Source organism: Hymenobacter sp. YIM 151858-1 (assembly GCF_025979705.1).
In the GTDB taxonomy this organism is placed as follows: domain Bacteria; phylum Bacteroidota; class Bacteroidia; order Cytophagales; family Hymenobacteraceae; genus Solirubrum.
This window is the reverse complement of the sequence record NZ_CP110136.1, coordinates 281253-302546: the sequence shown is the minus strand read 5'-3', so window position 1 is coordinate 302546 and position 21294 is coordinate 281253. Positions and strand designations below refer to the sequence as shown.

General features: G+C 60.9%; 20 protein-coding genes, 1 tRNA gene and 1 riboswitch. Of the genes, 9 read left to right on the top strand and 12 right to left on the bottom strand.

Annotated elements, in window-relative coordinates; genetic code table 11:
• Nucleotides 1–20 precede the first annotated feature (20 nt).
• Complete coding sequence (locus OIS50_RS01190; RefSeq protein ID WP_264692513.1) at nt 21–2228, bottom strand: RelA/SpoT family protein; 2208 nt, start codon at nt 2226–2228, stop codon at nt 21–23.
• Between the two features lie 244 nt (nt 2229–2472).
• Between OIS50_RS01190 and OIS50_RS01185 the strand changes: the two genes are divergently transcribed.
• The 4 genes from OIS50_RS01185 (at nt 2473) to clpX (ending at nt 6337) form a co-directional block, all read left to right on the top strand.
• Nucleotides 2473–2557: transfer RNA gene (locus OIS50_RS01185), tRNA-Leu, on the top strand.
• A gap of 126 nt (nt 2558–2683) precedes the next feature.
• Nucleotides 2684–4012, top strand: a complete 1329-nt coding sequence (gene tig / locus OIS50_RS01180; RefSeq protein ID WP_264692512.1) for a trigger factor — start codon at nt 2684–2686, stop codon at nt 4010–4012.
• Nucleotides 4013–4144: 132 nt separating this feature from the next.
• Entirely contained in the window at nt 4145–4849 is a 705-nt protein-coding gene (locus OIS50_RS01175) for an ATP-dependent Clp protease proteolytic subunit (RefSeq protein WP_264692511.1), read from the top strand.
• A gap of 261 nt (nt 4850–5110) precedes the next feature.
• Nucleotides 5111–6337, top strand: a complete 1227-nt coding sequence (clpX, locus tag OIS50_RS01170) for an ATP-dependent Clp protease ATP-binding subunit ClpX (protein ID WP_264692510.1) — start codon at nt 5111–5113, stop codon at nt 6335–6337.
• A 77-nt stretch (nt 6338–6414) separates the two neighbouring features.
• Here clpX and lpxB read toward each other — a convergent pair whose 3' ends face one another.
• From lpxB to cobT, 7 genes are all read right to left on the bottom strand, one after another.
• Nucleotides 6415–7527 carry a lipid-A-disaccharide synthase gene (gene lpxB / locus OIS50_RS01165; RefSeq protein ID WP_264692509.1) on the bottom strand — a complete coding sequence of 371 codons (1113 nt, stop codon included), beginning with the start codon at nt 7525–7527 and terminating at the stop codon, nt 6415–6417.
• A 152-nt stretch (nt 7528–7679) separates the two neighbouring features.
• A complete protein-coding gene (locus OIS50_RS01160) occupies nt 7680–8099 on the bottom strand; it encodes a 6-pyruvoyl trahydropterin synthase family protein (RefSeq protein ID WP_264692508.1) in 420 nt (139 codons plus the stop codon).
• 84 nt (nt 8100–8183) lie between these two features.
• Nucleotides 8184–9188: a FecCD family ABC transporter permease gene (locus tag OIS50_RS01155; RefSeq protein ID WP_264692507.1), complete on the bottom strand. Its 1005-nt coding sequence runs from the start codon at nt 9186–9188 to the stop codon at nt 8184–8186.
• A complete protein-coding gene (locus OIS50_RS01150; RefSeq protein ID WP_264692506.1) occupies nt 9185–10090 on the bottom strand; it encodes an ABC transporter substrate-binding protein in 906 nt (301 codons plus the stop codon). The genes OIS50_RS01155 and OIS50_RS01150 overlap by 4 nt, the downstream gene beginning before the upstream one ends.
• Nucleotides 10091–10335: 245 nt before the next feature.
• Nucleotides 10336–10920: an alpha-ribazole phosphatase family protein gene (gene cobC, locus OIS50_RS01145; RefSeq protein WP_264692505.1), complete on the bottom strand. Its 585-nt coding sequence runs from the start codon at nt 10918–10920 to the stop codon at nt 10336–10338.
• Nucleotides 10920–11720 carry an adenosylcobinamide-GDP ribazoletransferase gene (locus tag OIS50_RS01140; protein ID WP_264692504.1) on the bottom strand — a complete coding sequence of 267 codons (801 nt, stop codon included), beginning with the start codon at nt 11718–11720 and terminating at the stop codon, nt 10920–10922. The genes cobC and OIS50_RS01140 overlap by 1 nt, the downstream gene beginning before the upstream one ends.
• A complete protein-coding gene (cobT, locus tag OIS50_RS01135) occupies nt 11717–12823 on the bottom strand; it encodes a nicotinate-nucleotide--dimethylbenzimidazole phosphoribosyltransferase (RefSeq protein WP_264692503.1) in 1107 nt (368 codons plus the stop codon). Before cobT ends, OIS50_RS01140 begins: the two co-directional genes overlap by 4 nt.
• Before the next feature lie 195 nt (nt 12824–13018).
• Nucleotides 13019–13213: riboswitch (cobalamin riboswitch) on the bottom strand.
• A gap of 234 nt (nt 13214–13447) precedes the next feature.
• Here cobT and OIS50_RS01130 point away from each other — a divergent pair.
• The 3 genes from OIS50_RS01130 to OIS50_RS01120 all read left to right on the top strand — a co-directional run bounded on the left by OIS50_RS01130 (nt 13448) and on the right by OIS50_RS01120 (nt 16621).
• Entirely contained in the window at nt 13448–13918 is a 471-nt protein-coding gene (locus OIS50_RS01130) for a Dps family protein (protein ID WP_264692502.1), read from the top strand.
• 199 nt (nt 13919–14117) lie between these two features.
• Nucleotides 14118–15083, top strand: a complete 966-nt coding sequence (gene rfaD / locus OIS50_RS01125; RefSeq protein ID WP_264692501.1) for an ADP-glyceromanno-heptose 6-epimerase — start codon at nt 14118–14120, stop codon at nt 15081–15083.
• A 107-nt stretch (nt 15084–15190) separates the two neighbouring features.
• A complete protein-coding gene (locus tag OIS50_RS01120; RefSeq protein WP_264692500.1) occupies nt 15191–16621 on the top strand; it encodes an FAD/NAD(P)-binding protein in 1431 nt (476 codons plus the stop codon).
• Here the strand turns inward: OIS50_RS01120 and OIS50_RS01115 are convergent.
• The 3 genes from OIS50_RS01115 to OIS50_RS01105 form a co-directional block, all read right to left on the bottom strand.
• The gene (locus OIS50_RS01115) at nt 16596–17729 is read right to left on the bottom strand and encodes a metallophosphoesterase (RefSeq protein ID WP_264692499.1); all 1134 of its coding nucleotides are present in this window, start codon (nt 17727–17729) and stop codon (nt 16596–16598) included. The genes OIS50_RS01120 and OIS50_RS01115 overlap by 26 nt on opposite strands.
• Nucleotides 17730–18004: 275 nt before the next feature.
• Nucleotides 18005–18268 (bottom strand): hypothetical protein, encoded by a 264-nt coding sequence (locus OIS50_RS01110; protein WP_264692498.1) that lies wholly within the window; start codon nt 18266–18268, stop codon nt 18005–18007.
• 115 nt (nt 18269–18383) lie between these two features.
• A complete protein-coding gene (locus tag OIS50_RS01105; protein WP_264692497.1) occupies nt 18384–19385 on the bottom strand; it encodes a zinc-binding dehydrogenase in 1002 nt (333 codons plus the stop codon).
• A gap of 145 nt (nt 19386–19530) precedes the next feature.
• Here OIS50_RS01105 and OIS50_RS01100 point away from each other — a divergent pair, with 145 nt between their 5' ends.
• A complete protein-coding gene (locus OIS50_RS01100) occupies nt 19531–20019 on the top strand; it encodes a MarR family winged helix-turn-helix transcriptional regulator (RefSeq protein WP_264692496.1) in 489 nt (162 codons plus the stop codon).
• A 130-nt stretch (nt 20020–20149) separates the two neighbouring features.
• On the opposite strand, the gene OIS50_RS01095 is transcribed toward OIS50_RS01100, so the two are convergent.
• The gene (locus OIS50_RS01095) at nt 20150–20554 is read right to left on the bottom strand and encodes a thiol-disulfide oxidoreductase DCC family protein (RefSeq protein WP_264692495.1); all 405 of its coding nucleotides are present in this window, start codon (nt 20552–20554) and stop codon (nt 20150–20152) included.
• A 237-nt stretch (nt 20555–20791) separates the two neighbouring features.
• On the opposite strand from OIS50_RS01095, the gene OIS50_RS01090 reads away from it, so the two are divergent.
• Complete coding sequence (locus OIS50_RS01090) at nt 20792–21208, top strand: hypothetical protein (protein WP_264692494.1); 417 nt, start codon at nt 20792–20794, stop codon at nt 21206–21208.
• Nucleotides 21209–21294: the final 86 nt, after the last annotated feature.

The following is a 21294-nucleotide window of genomic DNA, read 5'->3' as shown; positions in this document are numbered from 1 at the left end:
GCTCTTTTTGGTTGCCCGACCTAGGAGCCGAAACGCTCCACTGACAGCACGCCCCGCACGCGCGACAAACGTTGTATTAGCTTTTCGAGGTGAGCCGTGTCGTTTACGAACACCATGATCTGGCCTTCGAACATGCCGTCGTCCGAGTCGATGGTGATGGAGCGCATGTTCACCTTAAGGCTGTTCGAGATGATTTTCGTGACGTCGTTGACCAGGCCTACGCGGTCGGAGCCTTTGATGCGGATACCGGCTAGGAAAGCCAACTCCAGCTGGTCCGTCCATTTGGCGCGCACAATGCGGTTCCCGAAGCTCGACATCAGGCTGGTAGCCTTAGGGCACGAGGTACGGTGAATTTCGATGCTCTGATCGGTTTCAAAGCCGAACACATCGTCGCCAGGAATGGGGTTACAACAAGTGGCAATGGTGTAGCGGATGGTGTCGGTTTTCTCCCCTATCAGCAGCATATCGGGCCGCACGCCGCGCAGCTTCTGCACCTCCTGGTCGAAGGCCTTGGGCTCGAGCATCGAGGGCAACCTAGGGGCCGGCGTGGCCGGGTCGAACAGGCTCTCCTTGATTTCGCGGCCGTCGATCTGGCCGATGGCCAGGCGGTAGTAGAACTCGTGCAGGTTGTGCACATTAAAGTGCGCCAGCAAACGGTTGAGGTTGTCGGAAGTTGGCTCGACACCTAGGAGCTCCAAGCGCTTCTCCACCAAAAACTTGCCGTCCTCGGCTTTCGTGCGCTTATCGTCGCGCAGGAATTCGCGGATGCGCGACCGGGCCTTGGAGGTCGTCACGTAACCCAGCCATTCTTCGGTGGGGCGCTGCTTCTGCGAGGTCAGAATTTCGACCTGGTCGCCGTTGCGCAGGCGGTAGCTCAGGGGCTCCAGCTTCTGATTCACTTTGGCACCTAGGCACTGCAGGCCGATGTGCGTGTGAATTTCGAAGGCAAAATCGAGGGCCGTAGCGCCGTCGGGCAGAATGATGAGCTTGCCTTTGGGCGTGAAGACGTAGACCTCCTTTACGAACAGGTTCTGGCGAAACTCGTCCATAAACTCCAGCGCATTGGAGTTGTTGGTTTCGAGCATCTCGCGCACCTTACTAATCCAGGCCTCCAACGACGACTCGGGCTGCACGGCGCCGGTGTCTTTGTATTTCCAGTGCGCGGCGTAACCCTTCTCGGCAATGTCGTCCATGCGGCGCGAGCGGATCTGCACCTCCACCCACTGCCCGGTTTGCGACATCACGGTGGTGTGCAAGCTTTCGTAGCCGTTGGCTTTGGGCGTGCTCACCCAATCGCGCAGGCGGTCGGGGTTGGGTTGGTAAAAATCGGTAACGATAGAGTACACGCGCCAGCAGGCCGCTTTCTCCTGCTCGGGCGGCACGTTCAGAATAATGCGGATGGCAAACAGATCGTACACTTCCTCGAACGGAATGTTCTGCTTGCGCATCTTCCGCAGAATGGAGTAGATGCTTTTGGGCCGGCCTTTAATCTCGAAGTCGAAACCCTGCTCCTTCAGCTCATCTTCCAGCGGCGTTACAAACTCCTTAATAAAGCGGTTGCGCGCGCCGCGGCTCTGGCGCACCTTCTGCGTCAGTTCCCGGAAGGTTTCGGTATCGGTGTACTTCAGGTGCAAGTCCTCCAGCTCGCTCTTGATGGCGTACAGACCTAGGCGGTGCGCCAGCGGGGCGTAGAGGTAAATGGTTTCCGACGCGATTTTGAGCTGCTTGTGGCGCGGCATCGAGTCGAGCGTCCGCATGTTGTGCAGGCGGTCGGCAATCTTGATGAGAATCACGCGCACGTCCTCCGACAAGGTCAGCAGCATCTTGCGGAAGTTCTCGGCCTGCTCGGAGGTGCCGTAGTCGAACACGCCCGAAATCTTGGTGAGGCCATCGACGATGCGCGCCACCTTGCTGCCGAACTCGCGCTCCACGTCGGAAATTTCCCAGGTGGTATCCTCCACCACGTCGTGCAGCAAGGCCGCCACGATGCTGGTGGTGCCCAACCCGATTTCCTCCACCACAATCTGGGCTACGGCCAGCGGGTGCAGAATGTACGGCTCGCCCGATTTGCGACGCATGTCTTTGTGCGCCTCCAGCGAGGTATTAAAGGCCTTTTTGATCAGCTTGGCGTCGCCCTCTTTCAGGTAAGGCTTGGCCGTGCGAAGCAGGCGGCGGTAGTGGCGCAGGATTTCCTGGCGTTCTACCTCAGGATCTATAAGAGTTGCCATTGGCGAAAAAAGCACTGCGGGCCGCTTGCGGAAACGGCAGACGAAGGTACGAAAACCTCCTCCCATCGCTTACGCCCAGGGCGTGGTGCCCGAAGCCAAGGCGGCCCGTTTCACCTAGGGAGGCTTCGGTACCTGCGGCTATAACACGAATTTTGGGCTCGGCGTTGCCATCTTTTCGCAAGGATTTGATTTTCCGAGAACCTTGCTTAGTTTTGCGGCCCCGCGGCAGACGGTTGCGGACTATGCGGATGTGGCGAAATTGGTAGACGTGCCAGACTTAGGATCTGGTGCCGCAAGGCGTGTGGGTTCGAGTCCCTCCATCCGCACCACTCGCATGCTGTTTCGGCAGCCAAACGATACAAGCCCTCAACTCCCCGGCCCCGGTGCGTTGGGGGCTTGTTGCCTTTTCACCTAACTGGGCCAACGGCCCGCTTACCTTTAACCTCCGACTCGTTTTGGACATTACCCTCGACAAAAAAGACGAACAGCAGGGCGCCCTGCTGACGGTGCGCCTCACCGAAGCTGACTACTCGGAAGCCGTAGAAAAGCAGATCAAGGAAACCAGCAAGCGGGCGCAGATCAAGGGCTTCCGTCCGGGCAAAGTGCCGGCGGGTCTGGTGCGCAAGATGTACGGCAAAGGCATCCTGGTCGACGAAATCAACCGTTTGCTGAGCTCGTCGGTTGACGGCTACATCAAAGAAAACAACCTGCGTTTGCTGGGCGACCCGCTGCCCGTGCCTACCAACGTTGATTTCGACACGCAGAAGGACTTCGAATTCCAGTTCGAGCTTGGCCTGATTCCGGACTTCACGCTGCCCACCGGCGACTCGTTTGAAGTGGAGCGCCCGAAAGTAGAGCTCGACCAGAACACCCTCGACGAAACCTACGAGCAGATTGGCCGCCAGTTTGGCGAAAACAGCACGCCCGAAACCTCGGAAGCCGGCGACTACATCTCGGGTCAGCTGAAGCAGGAAACCACCGAGTTTTCGCAGAAGGTGATGCTGCCCACCAACAAGGTGAAGAACGGCGCTGACAAGTTTGTGGGCGTGAAAGCCGGCGACGTGGTAACGTTCGACCTGAAAGAAGCTTTCGGCGGCGACGCTACCCTGATTGCCAACTTTACGGGCCTCTCGAAGGAGCTGGCTGCCGGCGTTGAAGGCGAGTACGCTTTCGAAGTGGAGCAAATCCACCGCTCGACGCAGGCTGAGTTCAACCAGGAGCTGTTCGACAAAGTGTTCGGCAAAGATGCCGTAGCCTCGAAGGAAGATTTCGACGCCAAAGTGCGCGAAACCATCCAGGAGAACTACGACCGTGAATCGGATAACCTGCTGAACCGTCGTCTGATCGACAAAATCGTAGCCGAGACGGAAATCAACCTGCCCAAAGAGTTCTTCAAGAAGTGGCTGGTGGCGGCCAACAAAGGCAAGCTGACGCCCGAGCAGGTAGAAGAGCACTACTCGGACTACGAGAAGGAGCTGAAATGGTCGCTGATCCGCAACAAAGTGGTGGAAGAGCAAGGCCTGAACGTGTCGAACGACGAGATTCTGGACCGCACCATCAGCAAGATTCTGAGCCAGTTCAACATGCCGGAGGTATCCGACGAGCTGCGCGAATCGGTGCGCGGCTTCGCCGATAACTACCTACGCCAGGAGAACGGCAAAAACTACGTGCAGGAGTACGAAGCCATTCTGGCAGAAAAAGTACTCGACAACCTGCGCGGCCAGATTGTTGTTAAAGACCAGCCGATGACGGCCGAGGACTTCCGGAACCAGCCCAATGCTTAATTAGCATCGGGGTTGATTCCCACTAAAAAAAAGCCCTTACTTCGTCGGAGTAAGGGCTTTTTTCGTACCCTTGGCTCCCCGGCCTTGTGCCGGCATCATGCCGTACCAACCATTCTCCTACCCCTTCAGTCAATGCTGAACAAACAGGAATTCCGCAAATTTGCCGTTAAGGGCCAAGGCCTGAGCGGTTTGGGTGTCGATCAGTATCTGCACCACATCGAAGGCCAAAGCCGCCATTTCGTCACGAACATGACGCGCTCGGTGATTGAGGAGCGCCCCACGCGCTTTGCCGAGATTGACGTGTTCTCGCGCCTGATCATGGACCGCATCGTGTTCCTGGGCACGCCCGTCGACGATTACATTGCCAACATCATCACGGCGCAGCTGCTCTTCCTGGAGTCGGCCGACGCCAAGAAGGATATCCTGCTCTACATCAACTCGCCCGGCGGCTCGGTGTACGCCGGCCTAGGTATCTACGACACGATGCAGTACGTGGGCCCCGATGTGGCCACCATCTGCACCGGCCTGGCTGCTTCGATGGGTGCTGTGCTGCTCGCCGGCGGCGCCACCGATAAGCGCTCGGCCTTGCCCCACGCCCGCGTGATGATTCACCAGCCCTCGGGCGGCGTGCAAGGCCAGTCGTCGGACATCGAAATTACCGCTCGTGAGATTCTGAAGCTCAAGAAAGAGCTGTACGACATTCTGGCGAAACACACCGGCAAAACCTACCAGGAGGTGCACGACAACTCCGACCGCGACTACTGGATGCGCGCCGACGAAGCCAAGGAATACGGCATCATCGACGAAGTGCTGGAGCGCCACAAGCTGGAGAAATAATTCGCCGGTCTGTCATTCCGAGCGTAGCGAGGAATCTGGCTCCTGACTTAGGCAACCAGATGTCTAACTTTGTTCGACACGACAGGTAGCATGCAACCGTCTCATTCTGAATTGCAACTTCAGGATGAGACGGTTGTTCTTTTTGTAGAAGCTGCTTGCGGTGGCACCTTTGGGTGTACAAGCGGCGTTTCCGAATTCGTACCTTTGAGGCTGTATTACCCAATTAGGCTGTACAGTTAGATTTTCGACTTTCCTTCGACAATGGCAGATATCACCTGCTCGTTCTGCGGCAAAAGCAAGCGCGAGGTTTCCATAATGATTTCCGGCATCAACGCGCACATTTGCGAGCGTTGCGTTGGACAGGCGCAGCAAATCCTGAACGAAGAGAACAAAATTCGCTCGAACGCGAAGGCGCCGAAGTTTAACCTCGTGAAGCCCCGCGACATGAAGGAATACCTCGATCAGTACGTGGTAGGCCAAGATGAAGCAAAGAAGGTGCTGAGTGTAGCCGTGTACAACCACTACAAGCGCCTGATGCAGAAGCCCACCGGCAAAGACGATGTGACGATTGAGAAATCGAACATCATCATGGTAGGCGAAACCGGCACGGGCAAAACCTTCCTGGCTAAAATGCTGGCCTCGGTGCTGCAGGTGCCCTTCTGCATTGCCGATGCCACTGTGCTAACAGAAGCCGGCTACGTGGGCGAAGACGTGGAAAGCATCCTGACGCGCCTGCTGCAAGCTGCCGACTACAACGTAGAAGCCGCTGAGCGCGGCATCGTGTACATCGACGAGGTGGACAAGATTGCCCGCAAAAGCGACAACCCCAGCATTACGCGCGACGTGAGCGGCGAGGGTGTGCAGCAGGCCATGCTGAAGCTGCTGGAAGGCACCACCGTAAACGTGCCCCCGCACGGCGGCCGCAAGCACCCCGAGCAGAAGATGATTACCGTGAACACGGAGAACATCCTGTTCATCTGCGGCGGCGCTTTCGTGGGCATCGACCGCATCATCAAGAGCCGCCTGAATACCAAGCCCCTAGGTTTCGCCAAAACGATGCTGGAGGAGAAGGTGGACACCAACAACTTCCTGCGCTACATCACGGCGCAAGACCTCAAGCAGTTCGGCCTCATTCCGGAGCTCATCGGCCGCCTGCCGGTGCTCACGCACCTGAACCCGCTCGATAAAGCCACGCTGCGCATGATTCTGACGGAGCCCAAGAACTCCATCCTGAAGCAGTACCACCGCTTGTTCGAGATGGAAGGCATCAACCTGACCTTTACCGACGAGGCGCTGGACTACATCGTCGACAAGGCCGACGAGTACCGCCTAGGTGCCCGCGGCCTGCGCAGCATCTGCGAGAGCATCATGACGGACGCCATGTTCGATATGCCTTCGGTGACGGACACGACCGAGTTGGTTATCGATTTGGAATACGCGCACGAGAAGTTCGAGAAGTCGCCGCTGAAGCAGCTGCGCGCCGCCTAGGTTGGCAAAGGCTCGAAAAGCCAAAGGGCCCCGGATCAGCTGATCCGGGGCCCTTTGGCTTTTGGTACCTAGGGCGGTTAGCGCGTGAGCAGGTAGCCCACCATCAGCTCGGCGGCTTTTTGCGCGGAGTTCTGGCGGCCCAGCTTCTCGCGGATTTCGGCGTAGCCGGTTTTTATTTCGGCGATGTGCGCGTCGTCTTCGAGCAGGCGGTGCAGCTCGGCCACGAGGTTGCGGGCGTTGAACTCGCCCTGGATCAGCTCCTTTACCACCTGGCGGCCGGCAATCAGGTTGACGAGCGAAATGTACGGCACCTTGATGACAGCCTTGCCAATGCGGTACGAAATGGTGCTGGTGCGGTAGCACACCACTTGCGGCACGTCGAACAGGGCGGTTTCGAGGGTGGCGGTACCGCTGGTTACGATGGCCGCTTTGGCGTGGCGGAGCAAATCGTAAGTTTGCTCGAACACGATACGCACGTTGTTGCGCTCGAAGTGATTGTAGTAGTTGCGGTCGAGGTTGGAAACGCCGGCTACTACAAACTGGTAATCGAGGAAGGGCGGCAGGATGCGCAGCATCTCAAACAGCATCTCCTCGATTTCCTGCTTGCGCGAGCCGGGCAGCACGGCCACAATGGGCCGCTCCGGGTCGAAGCCGTTGCGCTGGTAGAAATCGGTGGGCGCGGGGTGCTCGTGCACGGCATCGGCCGTGGGGTTGCCGATGTAGTCGACCTCGTAATCGAAACGCTTATAGAACTCCTGCTCGAAGGGCAGGATAACGAACATGCGGTCGACGAGCTGCTTGATCTTGTGTACGCGGCTCTGGTTCCAGGCCCAGATTTTCGGCGAGATGTAGTAAAACACCTTGATACCGTGGACCTTAGCAAACTTAGCCACGCGCAGGTTGAAGCCGGCATAATCGACCAGAATCAGCACGTGCGGCTTGTTGGCCAGCAGGTCTTGCTCGGCTTCCTTCAGAAAGCGCCGAAACTTGAACACGCTGGTAGCCGCCTCCACGAAGCCCATAATGGCCATTTCGTCGTAGTGGTGCACCAGCTCGCCACCGGCTTCTTTCATCATATCGCCACCCCAGCAACGAAACTCGGCGGTCGAGTCTTGCTGCTTCAGGGCACGCATGAGGCGTGCGGCGTGGAAGTCGCCGGACCGTTCGCCGGCAATCAGGTAGTATTTCATTATCAATTAATAATTAAAAATTAAAAATTAAAAATGGAATTATTGGGCAATTAGCCAGGCGATTTGCAAGCATCAAAACGCTCAATGAAGCAAACCAGCCTGCATTTTGCCGACCTAATTCTTAATTTTTAATTCTCAATTTTTAATTGATTTTACCCTCCGTAGTATTCGACGAAGTTGCGGGGCGTTTCGTAAATCTTGACGCAGTGCAGCTGCGCCGTGCGGGTAATGCTCGGCAGCTCGCGCTGCAGGATTTCCCAGAAGGCAATGGCCAGGTTTTCGGTGCTGGCCAGCTTGCCAGCCATAAAGGGCACGTCGAGGTTGAGATTTTTGTGGTCGACGTGGCGCACGATATGCTCGCGGATGAGTACGCTGAGGGCTTTCAGATCGACCACAAAGCCGGTTTCGGAGTCGGGTTGGCCCTTTACCGTAACGATGAGGTCGTAGTTATGTCCGTGCCAGTTGGTATTGGCGCAGGGCCCGAACACCTCTTTGTTGCGCTCCTCGCTCCAGTTGGGGTTGTAGAGCTTGTGGGCGGCGTTGAAGTGCTCCTGACGGCTTAGGTAAATCATTTGGAAGGGTCTTGGGGACGTAGGGGCTTGGGGGCCTGGGTTCGAGCTGCCAGACCGACAGACCAGACCCAAGCCCCCAAGACGCTAAGCCCCTTTTTTTCGCAGCAAATATACGAAGAACGGTACGCCGAACAGGGCCGTTATCAGCCCAACCGGCAAACCGGCCGGCGGATACAGCCACCGCGCTAGCAAATCGCAGGCCAGCAAAAACGTTCCGCCCAGCAAAGCGCAAAAAGCCACGTTGAGCCGGCCCGTAACGCCGAGCAGCCCGCGAGTGATATGCGGCACAATCAGCCCCACAAAGCCAAGCGGCCCGCACAGGGCTACCACACCCGCCGTAATGCCGCTGGCCGCCAGCAGCAGCACCCAGCGGGTTCGGCCCACATCCAGACCTAGGGCAGTAGCCCGCTCCTCCCCTAGCAGCAGAATATTGAGGTGGCGACGCAGGGCCCAGGCCAGGCCCAAACCGATAACCACCGCAATAGCCGGCCCGGTGAGCAAACCCCAACCGGCGCGCTCGAGGCTGCCGAATGCCCACGACACAGCCGCGCGCAGCTGCGAATCGGTTTGGGCCTGAAAGATGATGAGGCCACCCAGGGCGTTGAGCATGGAGGCCACGGCTACCCCAGCCAAGAGCAACTGCGCGGGTATAAGCCGGCCGCGCCGCGAACCGATGCCGATTACCAGCAGGGTGGCGCCCGCGGCGCCGGCCAGGCTGCCAATCGGTAAAATCCAGGGCGTGATGGTGCTGGCCGCTGGCAAGAGCACGCTCACCACCAAAGCACCTAGGGAGGCGCCCGAGGCGGTGCCGAGCAAGTAAGGGTCGGCCAAGGGGTTGTTTACCATGGCCTGCATGAGGTAGCCGCTCAGGGCCAACCCCCCACCGGCCAGCAAGGCCAGCAACAACCTAGGCAAGCGCAGCTCAATCAGCACCAAGTGCGCCGGGTTGTTGGCATCGTAGTGCTGCAGGGCTTGCCAAAGCGTGGCGTAATCGGCGCTTTCGATGCTGCCCAGGCGCATGCCTATTAGCAGCAGCACCACGGCAGCTACCAGAGTAAGGCCAAAAAGCAGCGGCGCACGACGGCTCATGTAGTGGGGTGCAGCAAACGGTGTAGCTCGCGTACGGATTGAATAATGCGCGGGCTGGGGCGGGCCATCAGGTCGCCATCGACGGGGTACACCTGCCGCGTTTGGTAGGCCCGAATGCGGCGCAGCTCGGGGTACATGCGGAAGAACGTGCTATCGAGCTTGCCAAACCGCCCGCCGATGAGCACATCGGGGTTCAGCTTAAGGATGTACTCGCGGGTAAGCGCTGGGTAGGGCTGCGGAAACGAATCCTGCAGAGCATTTTGGCCGCCGGCCAGTCGGATTTTGTCCGTAAAAAGGGTGTTGCGGCCGTAGGCGTAAATGGGGTCGAGCCAGGTAATGGCCAGGGTGCGCGGCTTGGAGCCGTTGGTGACAGGAAGGCTGGCCAGCTCGCGCCGGAGCGAATCGGTGAGGTGCTTGGCTTGCGGTTCGCGGCCGAGCAGGCGGCCTAGGTCGCGGAGGCCGCGGAGGATGTCCGCGACGTGGCGGTAGCGCTGGTAGTACACCGGCACACCTAATTGCTGCAGGCGGGCGGCATCAGCGGCGCTGGTCATGCCTTCTACTGTGAACACCACATCGGGGTGCAGGCCCACAATGGTTTCAAAATCGACGGGGTAGCTGTTGACTTTGGGCTTGCGCAAGGCCGCCGCGGGGTAGTCGCAGGCCTGGGTGCGGGCAATGATGGTGCCCGTATCAGCTACGGCGAAGAGCATTTCCGTCATGGAGGCCGCCAGGGCCATAACGCGTTTCGGGCGCGACGGAATGCTGACGGCGCGACCTAGGTCGTCGGTAACGGTGATGCGCGCGGGCAGCGGGGCTTCGACCTTGGTGGCGTTGGCCGAATCAGAAGCCTGGGAGCAAGCGGCCATCGAAGCCCCGAGCAGCAGCAAATACAGGTAGCGCATGGCTGGCAAAGGTAGCGCGCAGGTGTGGGGAGAAGGTGCGCGGTTATGGACCTAGGGGAATGTGGAAGGCGAATGCAAAAAACTTTCAGAGCTTGTCGAACCGCACCAAGGCGTTGCCAAGCCTCCTTGCTGATAACATTCTACTATCTGGCGAAGCAGTAGAGATGCTTGGCTACGCCGACCTTTCGACTGCGCTCAGCATGACGTTCTTTTTGCTGACTGTTCACACACATTAGGGGAACGGGTCAGCGGTTGACGGTGCGCACCTGCCAGCGCCCGTGTTGGTGCGTGAGCTGGGTAACGGAGCCGAAATCGATGGTAACCTGAAAGGCATTGCGCAGCGGGTAGCCCAGGCAGTGCGCCAACAGAGCCCGGATTACGCCGCCGTGGGTGAACACCAGCACCGGTCCGGCTTCGGGTGAGAGTTGCGGCAGCTCGGCCAGAAATGCGGTGGCGCGGTCTTGCAGCTGCTGGAAGGTTTCGCCGGCGGGCGGCGCTACGCTTACGTAGTCGGCCATCCAGGGCGTAAGCTCGGCTTCGGGCAGCTCGGCCCACGCGCGGTTTTCCCAGGCGCCGAAGTGCATTTCGCGCAGGCGTTCGTCGAGGACGGCGCTGTTGGCAACGGTGTGGGCCAGCTGCCGGCACCGCGTCGACGGACTGGTAAACGCTTGAAAACCTTGTTCCGGCGCTGTGGGCAGCTTGGTTTGGAGCGCGGCTACCTCATCGGCAAAACTTTCGGCCAGGCCCACATCGTGGTGGCCGTAGCAGAGGCCGGGTGTAGCCACGGCAGTGTGGCGAATCAGGTAAACGTCGAGCAGCGGAGAGGCCATCAGAACCAGATGCTAGCGGTGAAGAACAAGTAAATAACCACCTCGGCCAGTTGCTGGGTAGCGCCGAGGCAGTCGCCGGTGTAGCCGCCAATCCAGCGCTGAAACCACCGACCCAGCACCACTTGCAGAATGGCTAATGGTAGCAGCACCAGCAGCATGCCCGGGTTTTGGGCGTAGGCCATCCACGCTAGCAATGGCAGCAGGCCCCAGGCGCTGGCCGTCAGCAGCCGACCTAGGTCGAGGGCCTTAGCTACGGGTTTGGCTTTGGCGTCGTCGTTTTCGCGGGCGTACTGATGCGTGAACACGAAGCTGAGGGCCGTAAGGCGGCTAAGCGGATGTGCTACCAGCAGTAATACCGGTATGGATGCCCGGATGGCCGATTCGGCGTTGCTAACCTGGTACAACGAACCAAATTTGGTTGCCATCAGCAAGCCCAAGCCCACCACGCCGTAGGTACCCACGCGGCTGTCTTTCATGATTTCGAGGATGCGGCCGCTCGTCCAGCCACCCCCAAAACCGTCGCACACATCAGCAAAGCCATCCTCGTGGAAAGCCCCGGTAATCAGCACCGAGGCCACCATGCTCAGGAGCAAGCCAATGGCCGAGCCCCACAGGTAAGCCGCCCCTAGGTACACCACGGCCGAAGCCGCGCCCACCAGCCAGCCAATCAGCGGAAAATAGATGGTGGAGCGGTTGAGCAGCTCCTCGGAGTGGCCAATCCAGCTGGGGCAAGGTATGCGGGTGTAGAACATTACGGCCGTCAGCAGCAGCTCTACTTGGGTGCGAAGCCACTGTTTCATCGGGCTTCGGAGGCTGTAGCTTCGGTGGCAGTGCTTACGCCAGCGCTTTCGAAGGAGGCCATTTCGTTGAGGAAGGCCACGGCCGACTGCACCAAGGGGTACGCCAAAGCGCAGCCGGTGCCCTCGCCCAGGCGCAAGCCCAGCTGCAACAGCGGGCGGGCACCTAGGGCGGCCAGCAAATGGCGGTGCCCAGCCTCGGCCGATTGAGTGCAGAACACACAATAGTCGAGCACAGCGGGCTCGAGGCGGGCCGCTACCAACAGGGCGGCACTTACGATAAAACCATCGACCAGCACCAACATGCGCCGGGCAGCGGCGCGGTACATGGCACCGCAAAGCTGGGCTATTTCGAAGCCGCCAAACGTGGCTAGCACCTGTAAGGGGTTGCGGGCCGATACTTCGGGGTGAGCGGCTACAGCTTGGGTAAGCACCGCAAGCTTATGCTGCAGGCCGGCATCGTCGAGGCCGGTGCCGCGGCCTACGCACTGCGCCAACGGCAGCCCCGTGAGCACATGCAGCAGCACCGCCGCCGACGAGGTGTTGCCAATACCCATTTCGCCGAAGCCCACTACGTTGCAGCCGGCGGCGTGCAGCTCATCGACGATGGCCGCACCGGCATTCAGGGCTTGCTGGCACTCAGCTGCTGACATGGCTGGTTGGTGCAGGAAGCTGCGGGTGCCGGCTCCTACCCTGGCGTCGCGCACGCCGGGCACGTCGGCGAGGTCGCTGGCCACGCCGGCGTTTATTACCTGCAGCGCAAGGCCATGCTGCCGGCAGAACACGTTGATGGCCGCCCCGCCCGCGGCGAAATTGCGCACCATTTGGCCGGTTACCTCGGCGGGGTATGGGCTTACGCCTTCGGCAGCAATGCCTTGGTCGGCGGCGAATACGAGCAGGTGCGGCTGCCGAAGCTCAGGTGTCAAGGTTTGCTGCACCAAGCTGGCCTGCCGGGCCAAGTCCTCGAGCTGACCTAGGGCACCCAGGGGTTTGGTTTTGGTATCGATGCGGTGCTGCACGGCGGCGGGCAGCGGGCTACCGGCCGGCACCAGCGGCGGCACGGGCAGGGCAAACAGGTCGGAAGAACCCGGGAAAGGAGACGTCATCAAGCAGAAGAAAAGGCTGGCCCGAAGGCTGCCGGATACCTGCTGCCCGGCTGCATTACCGTGCGCATTCTGCTTTCCTCCGGAGCCAACAGGCAAGGCACCGAACGGTGCTGATGCAGCTCTGCCAAGCGGCTGCACAACAGCGCATAACCGCTGCTTTTCTTACCTGATGACGGCCTTGTAGGCGCGAAGGCGTCACCCAAGCAGCGGCGGGCAGGTCTCCTGACTTGTACCATCTTCTCGGCCTTCTCGCCCCTGGGAGCGGGGCAATGGCTTGCTCGAAAAGACTTGGCTAGCGGGTACTTACAGTAGCGCGTCTGTTCGGGAGTTGCACCCGATTCCCTTTTTAAGCCCGACCTAGGGCCGGGCACCTGCCGCTGTCTGGTTGCAAAGTCAACCAAGAAACAGTGCGCCAAAGGTAGCGGAAACTTCGGGCCCTTTTTCGGGCATGCGCGGCCGCCCGGCAACTCGGCCAAAACCAAGCGCCCGGCCCAGCGTAGAGCTTTGGCATCGGCGCCGGGCGTAACCCTAGGTGCCCCGATTTGCTTATGCACCAAGGAGCAGCCGGCCGGCGCAGCGCCGGGGTTGCCACGGATCTTTACTCATTCCATTCCAAACACGCACATGAAGAACCACATCGGTTTAGACTCGGCTCAGGCGCAGGAGCTTGCCTCGGGCCTGAACACCCTGCTCGCCAACTACCAGATTTTCTACATCAACACCCGCGGCTTTCACTGGAATATCAAGGGCGAGAAGTTTTTCGAGCTGCACGCCAAGTTTGAGGAGCTGTATACCGATGCCCTCGTGAAAATCGACGAAATAGCCGAGCGCATCCTCACGCTGGGCCACCGCCCCCTGCACTCGTTTACCGATTACGTGCGCACCGCTACCATCAAGGAGGCCACCAACGTTTCGGAAGGCAACGCCGCCGTGCGCACCGTGGTCGAGAACTTTCAGGCCTTGCTGATACTGGAGCGCCAGCTGCTGGAGCTGGCCGGCGAGGCCAACGACGAAGGCACCGGCGCGCTGATGAGCGACTACATTCGGGAGCAGGAGAAAACGGTGTGGATGTACAGCGCCTCGCTGAACCTCTAACCCCATTACCGCAGGCAGTAAACCACTCGCAACCAACCGATAAGCCTGCCGGCGCCCTAGGTGCCGGCAGGCTTTTTTGCCTCGATGAGGCGCGGAGCCACACGCGGCGCCGCAGCATTTGCGCACGGCGCCGCGCAGCTAGTCGTGCATTGCCATCGGCTGCCCTACCTTTGCCCCACAGAAAACGACATCTGAGCTTATGATTATCGTGACGGGCGCAGCGGGCTTTATCGGCAGCTGCATGGTAAGCCGGCTCAATGCCGATGGCTTCAACGACGTGGTGGCGGTGGATAACTTCTCGGTGGAGAAGAAGATGCCGAACCTGAAAGGCAAGCGCCTGCGCGAGTTCGTAGACCGCAACGAGTTCTTCGAGTGGCTTGATAAGAACCACGAGCAGGTGGAGTTCATCTTCCACCTGGGCGCCCGCACCGATACGGCCGAGCAAGACAAAGCCGTGTTCGATTTGCTGAACCTGAACTACTCGAAGCAGATGTGGCAGGCCTGCGTGCGTTACCAGCTGCCGCTGGTCTATGCCTCGTCGGCGGCTACCTACGGCTCGGGCACGCTCGGCTACTCCGACGACGAAGCCCTGCTGCCGCTGCTGCGCCCGCTCAACCCCTATGGCGACTCGAAAAACGACTTCGACAATTGGGCCATTCAGCAGGAAGAGAAGCCGTTTTTCTGGGCGGGCCTGAAGTTCTTCAACGTGTACGGCCCCAACGAATACCACAAGGGCCGCATGGCTTCGGTGATATTCCACACCTTTCAGCAGGTGCAGCGCACGGGCTCGATGGAGCTGTTCCGCTCGCACAACCCCAAGTTTGCCGACGGCGAGCAGATGCGCGACTTCATTTACGTGCGCGACCTCACCGACGTGTGCATCTTCCTGATGCACCACCGCCGCAACTCGGGCATCTACAACCTGGGCACCGGCGAAGCCCGCACTTTCCTCGACCTGGCCCTGAACACCTTTGCCGCGCTCGATAAAACGGCCGATATCAAGTTCAAGGACACGCCGGAGGACATTCGCGACACCTACCAATACTTCACGCAGGCCGACATGAGCAAGCTGCGCAGCATTGGCTACGCGCGGCCTTTCACGCGCCTCGAAGACGGCATCAGCGAGTACGTGCGCGACTTTTTGGTGCCGAACGCGTATCTGTAGCCCGGCCTGCCGCGCCCGCTGCCTGTAAGCCCCAGGTAGGCAGAGTCCGGAAAATTTCCTTTTTTCGGACTCATAGCCAAGATAATCTTGGACTTACAATGCTTTGTATGACGCGGCGTACCATTGTCATTGTTGGGGGCGGAGTAGCGGGCAGCCTGCTGGCCGTGCAGCTTACGCGCCTGCCCGGCGGCCCCTGGCCGCTCGATGTGGTGGTGGTGGAGCCGCGCGAGCGGCTCGGCCCCGGCACCGCCTACACCAACGACCGGCCCGAGTGGCTGCTGAACGTGCGCAGCCAGGGCCTGAGCGCCTTTCCCGATCAGCCCAACCACTTTGTGGAGTGGCTGAAGCAAAACGGCATTGCCGAGGGTGAGTACGGCTTTTGCCCGCGCCAAACCTACGGCCGCTACATCGAGGGCCTGGTGCAGGCAGCGTTGGAGAACACGGCCATCAACGGGGTGCGCGTGCAGTGGCTGGCCAACCGCGCGGTAGCCGCCGCACCCGCTGCCGGTGGCTGCCTGATGCGCGTAACCCTCGACGACGGCCGCGAGCTGAATGCCAACACGGTGGTGCTGGCCCTAGGTAATTTTCCGCCCAGCATGCCCGTGCGGCCCGATACCGGTTACCACCAGCACCCGCACTTCCATGCCAACCCGTGGGCGCCCGGCGCGCTGCGCAACATCGGCCCCGAGGAGTCGGTGCTGCTGATTGGCACCGGCCTCACCTCCGTTGATGTACTGATGGCCTTGCGGGCCGACGGGCACCGCGGCCCCTTGCTGGCCGTATCGCGCCACGGCCGCTGGCCCGTAGCCCACACCGAAACGGCCGTAGCCCCCTACCCCAACTACTACGCCTCGGAAATAGCTGGCCTGCGCACCGTAACTGAAGTGCTGCGCGTGGTGCGCCGGCACGTAACCCAAGGCGCCGCCCAGGGCTACAACTGGCGGGCCGTGCTCGATGCCCTGCGCCCCGACCTAGGGCACATTTGGGCCAACTGGCCCCGGCCCGAGCAGCAACGCTTTATGCGCCATTTGGCCACCTTGTGGTCGACGCTGCGGCACCGCAACCCGCCGCAAAACGCCGCCGTGCTCCGCGAGCTGCTCGGTAGCGGCCGCCTGCAAGTGGAAAAGGGCCGCGTGCGGCACATCGAGGGCCGCAACGAGCAGCTGGCCGTGCAAATCCGCCACGACCACAACCACCAATGGCTGCAGGCCGACCATGTGGTACTGTGCACCGGCCCGCTGATGGACTACCAGCAGCTCAACGATCCGCTTATTGTGCAGCTGCGCCACGCCGGCCTGCTCGTGCCCGACTCCATGCGCCTGGGCATCCAAACTTCTGTTGAAGGAGCTTTGCTCGATAGCATGGGCATCCCTTCGGAGCACTTGTTCACCCTAGGTCCTAGCCTGCGCCCGTTGTGGTTCGAGTCGACGGCGGTGCCGGAGCTGCGCCAGCAAGCCGCCGATTTGGCTGCGGTGCTGGCCCAACGCCTGGCCGGCAACCACCCCGAGTCGGCTACAGTACTTCGGCGCGTACCGTAACCTTGCCGCTGGGGCTGGTCATCACCACTTGGTAAATACCCGCTTTCAGCGAGCCTTGGTACCACCTGAGCTGGCGCTTGCCGGCGCGCACCTCGGCATCAAACAGCGTGGCTACCTCCTGCCCTAGCATGTTCAGCACCCGAATTTGCACCCGCCCGGGCTCGGGCACGGCAAACGCCAGCTCCGTAGAACCGCTAAACGGGTTGGGAGCCGGCGGGTACAAGGTGCCTTCGAGGGGCAAGCCCTTGCCCAGGGTATACGAATCGATGCGCTGGCCGCGGCGGGTGTAAAACTCGAGGCGCAGCGTGTCGGCCGAGGCCTGCATGAGCATGGCGCCGTAGTCGGCGTTGTAGCGCACGCGGCTGCCGGGCACGGTGCGCTGGGGGTTCAGGTTGTAGATGTTGCGCCCGCCCAGGCCGTTTACGAAATACGGTAAGCCCTCCACCACCAGGCGCTCGTAGTGGTGGTCGTGGCCGGCCAGCACCACCGAGGCACCCCATTCCTTGAAAGGCCACTGCATGAACGTGGTGCTGCCGTGCTTGCCCGAGGAGTACGGCGCGTGGTGGAAGTACACCACTTTCCAGGGGGCGCGGGCCGCGGCCAGGCGCCGCTTCAGCCACTGAGCCTGCACCGAGGTGCTGGCTACGCCGTGGGGCTCGGCCGGGTCGCTGTTCAGCACAAAAAAATGCACGTTGCCGCGCCGATACTCGTAATAGCGGCCGTTGCCCGGCAGCGTGAAGTAGTGCTGAAAAGGAATGCCGTTGGCCGTGTACAGGTCGTGGTTGCCGAGGCTCGGGAAAAACCGGTTGTACGACGAGCCCTGCCCGTAGCGACCTTTGTAAAAGCCGATGTACTCGTGGTAGTACTGGCCAATGTTCTGGTCGATGGTGGTGGAGTCGCCGTAGTCGTAGTTGTTGTCGCCGAGCGTGATGACGAAGTGCGGGTTCCAGCTTTTCACCAACGAAGCCACGTCGCGCTCGGGCGTGCCGGCGTAGCCGTAGTCGCCAATGGCCGCAAAGCGCTGGGCCCGCGCCGGCGCTGCCAGCCACGTGCAGGCCAGCAGCCACCCCAGAAAGAAATACTTGAGCAAAGCGTAATAATTGGGCATTCGAAAGCAGGCATCTGTGCCAAACGTAATGACACTGACTGGCCCGCAACAGGCTCGAGAGTGCGCTACGAAGCAGCAATTTACGGCCGATACGCGGGCCGCCCCGCCATGGGTTGGCCAAAGGGCCAACTTTTGCTGCTTACGAGCGGTGCAACCTGCAGGCACGGGTTGGCAACAGGCTGAGCGAGCCTACGGTTCGGGCGCAAAAAAAGGCGGCTTCTCGTAGTGAGAAGCCGCCTACAGGGTGTTTAATATCAGCAAAGCAGCGCCCTAGGTTAGGCAGCAATGTCGGGGTACATGGGCCGCACATCAGCACCGATTTCGGGAGCGGGGCTGAAGGGCACGCCGCCCTCGGGCTCCTGCGAGCGGCGCAGGGCACGCATCAGCAGGTAGCGGTATTTCTCGGCATCGGCCAAGGCGTTTTCCACGGCGCGCAGGGCGTCGTCGTAGCTAACCACGGGGGCTTGCTCGGCTACTTCACCCGTCGGATACGTAAGGTAAAAAACCGGCATGTCGAGGTATTCAGCGGGTGTTTTCATGTCAGTATCGGCTGCTGTTTCAGTGTCAGGAGTAAAACACCCAGGGCCGGCTGCACATTCCATTTCAGCACTTCAGCTTGCAATTTATTCGCGCTGAAAAACAACCACTTACAAACTATTTTATCTGCAGCACCAGCTTACCGAACTGCTGGCCTTCGTCCAGGCGGCGCAGGGCTTTTTCGCCCTCGGCCAGGGCAAACACTGCGTCCACGAAGGGTACCAGCTGGCTGTCATCTACGAGGCGCAGCAAGGCGGCAAAATCTGCTTCGGTGCCCATCGTGGAGCCCATCAGGCTCAGCTGTTTCCAGAAGATGCGCGCCGGCGGCAGTTGGGTAATGGCGCCGGTGGTGCCGCCGTAAAACACGATGCGCCCGCCGGGGGCCGCGGCCTCCAGTAGCTGCGCGGTGCCGGGGCCGGCGGCGCTGTCGATAATCAGATCGAAGCCCGCGCCGGCTTGCTTGGCCAGGGCGCTGCCCCACCCCTCCTGCCGGTAGCTGATGCCGCCGCGGGCACCTAGGGCGCAGGCCCGCGCCAGCTTGTCGTCGGAGCCCGAGGTTACCCACACCTCGGCGCCGGCGGCCAAGGCCAGCTGCAGGGCCAGCAGGGCCACCCCGCCGCCAATGCCGGTAATCAGCACCCGCTCGCCGGCTTGCAGGCCGCCGCGCGTAAACAGCGCCCGGTACGCCGTAACGCCCCCCAACGGCAGCACGGCCGCTTGCTCGGGCGTGAGGTGGGCGGGGCGCGGGTGCACGTAGCGCGCCGGCACGCACACGTACTCGGCAAAGGTGCCATCGTGCGGCAGGCCCAGAATGGTAAAATCGCGGCCCTGGGCCCGGGGGTTGTCGCCCCAGTTGTGGCCGGGGTTGATGACGACTTGCTGGCCGCGCAGGCTTTCCGGCACGCCTTCGCCTAGGTCGGCCACGGTGCCGGCGCCATCGGAGCCCAGAATGATGGGAAAGCGCAGGCCCGCGTACTGGCCTTTCTGAATCCAGACGTCGCGGTGGTTGAGGGCGGCGGCTTGCAGGCGTACCAGCACCTCGCCGGCTTGCGGCTGCGGCGTGGGCACTTCGCGGAGTTGCAGCGGCTGGCCCACCCCATCGAGAACAAGAGCTTTCATAACAGAGAAAAGTGCCGCAAGTGGCGGCTGCACAGGATAATGGTTGATAGTAAGCGGGGTTACGGTAAACCTGTTTACGGGAAATTCGTTTAGCCGAAAACCTACCTGGCCCACGTGTTTGGGCGCGCAACCTACCGAAATTCCTATGGCACTCCCGCTCGACCCATTGTTTACGTTTGAAGGCCCCGATGTAAACCCGGGCTTTTTGCTGGCCCAGGCCACCGCCCACTGGCAACGCAGCCTGGGCGAAGTGCTGCAACCCATGGGCCTTTCGCCAAGCCAGTTTTTGCTGCTGGCCGCCGTGCAGCGCCTAGGTCAGCAGCAGGCGCCGGTTACGCAGGCCCAGGTGGCGCAGTTTGCCCACTACGACAAAATGACCACCAGCAAAATCGTACGTGCGCTGGAGGAAAAAGGCCTGATTCAGCGCCCCACCCACGAGCAAGATGCGCGGGCCCGCAGCCTTTCGCTTACGCCCGCCGGCCTGAAAACCGTGGTGCGCGCCGCGTGGGCCCTGGAGGAATTCGATCAGCAGTTTTTCGGGGCGGGAGCCGGCTCCTTGGTGAAATCCCTGCAAAGCCTGCTGCCTTCGGCCAACAAAGGCGGCGACGAGCACGCAGCTTCGTCGGCGGCATAGCTGCTACCAGGCGCAAGCGTAACATACCAAAACCGGCGCGGCCGGCGGCACCCTAGGTGCCGCCGGCCGCGCCGGTTTTGGGGAGGGCCGCAGGGCGCAGTAAGCACCCGGCCCAAAGGCAGCCGGCGCCCTACAAAAAGCGGGCTCTGAGCGCGGGCGTGGGCAGCCAGCATTCGTTTTGCTTGCCAAACCAGCGGTAGCGGTTGCGGGCCACAAAGCGGTAGGCGGCATCGCGCAGAAAACGTGGCAGCACCATGCCCAGGCCCAGCAGGCGCCAGCCGCCCCCTAGGTGCCGCACAATGCGCAGGATGGCCGTGGAGTGGGTGTAGGCCCGGCCGTTCTCAATCAGCACCACCGAGTCGGGGTTTGCGGGGTCGGGGTTGATGCCGCCGGGCATCAGGCGCTGGCCCGCTTCCGATTGCAGGGAGGCAAACTGAAACCGCCCCGCCGGGTCGCGCTCGATAATGAACTGCACCAAGCCGTGGCACAGGTTGCAAACGCCGTCGAAGAGGATAATGGAGGAGCCCGGTGTCATGGCGGAAGAAGTTGAAGCAGAGGTGCAGTGCCAGTACGCAACCCGCGAAATGCAGTTGGGTTGTGGCCTTCGCAATAATACTGGCAGCGGTGCCGCTTCAGAAAATACACCTTGTTTATGCAAAAAACATGCACAAAATTTTCTTGGTAAAGTTCATCTGATCTTCATGTGGAAGCGTATATGCCTCCTGTATTCGCCGCAGCAGTTACTACCACCAACCAACCTAAAACACTGTTTATGAACCGTACACGCATTTGGTGCATGTCGGGCGCAATGTGCGCGCTTCTGGCCTTGGGCTCTTGTGGCAACGATGGCAACTCCAACGCCGGCTCCGGCATGGGTGCCGATGGCACGGGCCCCGGACAAGGCACAGATACCGAAACCACCACCGACATGGGCAGCACCGACACCATGGGCACTGGTACTATGGGCACCGGTTCGGGCACCACGGGCAGCACCTCGTCGGGCACTACGGGCGGCGGCGTAACCACAGGCGGCGGCATGAGCGGCACCACCTCGAGCGCCGGCTCTACGGCCGGCACAACCGCGGGCTCTACGGGCGGCGGCGCTACTACCAACGAGGCTACCACGGGCGGCACCACGGGCGGCTCCGGCGCCGGTGCCTCCACCACCAGCGGCAGCACTACCAACTAGCTTACTCACACGCTCACATTTGGAAAGAGGAGGGAGAAAAAGGACGTCACGTTTGTGGTTGTCCTTTTTTTCTGCCTTTGCTCCAA

Excerpts from the sequence above, each read along its gene's own strand:
- OIS50_RS01190 (WP_264692513.1), bottom strand. The coding sequence starts at position 2,228 with ATGGCAACTCTTATAGATCCTGAGGTAGAACGCCAGGAAATCCTGCGC.
- OIS50_RS01175 (WP_264692511.1), top strand. The coding sequence starts at position 4,145 with ATGCTGAACAAACAGGAATTCCGCAAATTTGCCGTTAAGGGCCAAGGC.
- clpX (WP_264692510.1), top strand. The coding sequence starts at position 5,111 with ATGGCAGATATCACCTGCTCGTTCTGCGGCAAAAGCAAGCGCGAGGTT.
- lpxB (WP_264692509.1), bottom strand. The coding sequence starts at position 7,527 with ATGAAATACTACCTGATTGCCGGCGAACGGTCCGGCGACTTCCACGCC.
- OIS50_RS01160 (WP_264692508.1), bottom strand. The coding sequence starts at position 8,099 with ATGATTTACCTAAGCCGTCAGGAGCACTTCAACGCCGCCCACAAGCTC.
- OIS50_RS01155 (WP_264692507.1), bottom strand. The coding sequence starts at position 9,188 with ATGAGCCGTCGTGCGCCGCTGCTTTTTGGCCTTACTCTGGTAGCTGCC.
- OIS50_RS01150 (WP_264692506.1), bottom strand. The coding sequence starts at position 10,090 with ATGCGCTACCTGTATTTGCTGCTGCTCGGGGCTTCGATGGCCGCTTGC.
- cobC (WP_264692505.1), bottom strand. The coding sequence starts at position 10,920 with ATGGCCTCTCCGCTGCTCGACGTTTACCTGATTCGCCACACTGCCGTG.
- OIS50_RS01140 (WP_264692504.1), bottom strand. The coding sequence starts at position 11,720 with ATGAAACAGTGGCTTCGCACCCAAGTAGAGCTGCTGCTGACGGCCGTA.
- cobT (WP_264692503.1), bottom strand. The coding sequence starts at position 12,823 with ATGACGTCTCCTTTCCCGGGTTCTTCCGACCTGTTTGCCCTGCCCGTG.
- OIS50_RS01130 (WP_264692502.1), top strand. The coding sequence starts at position 13,448 with ATGAAGAACCACATCGGTTTAGACTCGGCTCAGGCGCAGGAGCTTGCC.
- rfaD (WP_264692501.1), top strand. The coding sequence starts at position 14,118 with ATGATTATCGTGACGGGCGCAGCGGGCTTTATCGGCAGCTGCATGGTA.
- OIS50_RS01120 (WP_264692500.1), top strand. The coding sequence starts at position 15,191 with ATGACGCGGCGTACCATTGTCATTGTTGGGGGCGGAGTAGCGGGCAGC.
- OIS50_RS01115 (WP_264692499.1), bottom strand. The coding sequence starts at position 17,729 with ATGCCCAATTATTACGCTTTGCTCAAGTATTTCTTTCTGGGGTGGCTG.
- OIS50_RS01110 (WP_264692498.1), bottom strand. The coding sequence starts at position 18,268 with ATGAAAACACCCGCTGAATACCTCGACATGCCGGTTTTTTACCTTACG.
- OIS50_RS01105 (WP_264692497.1), bottom strand. The coding sequence starts at position 19,385 with ATGAAAGCTCTTGTTCTCGATGGGGTGGGCCAGCCGCTGCAACTCCGC.
- OIS50_RS01100 (WP_264692496.1), top strand. The coding sequence starts at position 19,531 with ATGGCACTCCCGCTCGACCCATTGTTTACGTTTGAAGGCCCCGATGTA.
- OIS50_RS01095 (WP_264692495.1), bottom strand. The coding sequence starts at position 20,554 with ATGACACCGGGCTCCTCCATTATCCTCTTCGACGGCGTTTGCAACCTG.
- OIS50_RS01090 (WP_264692494.1), top strand. The coding sequence starts at position 20,792 with ATGAACCGTACACGCATTTGGTGCATGTCGGGCGCAATGTGCGCGCTT.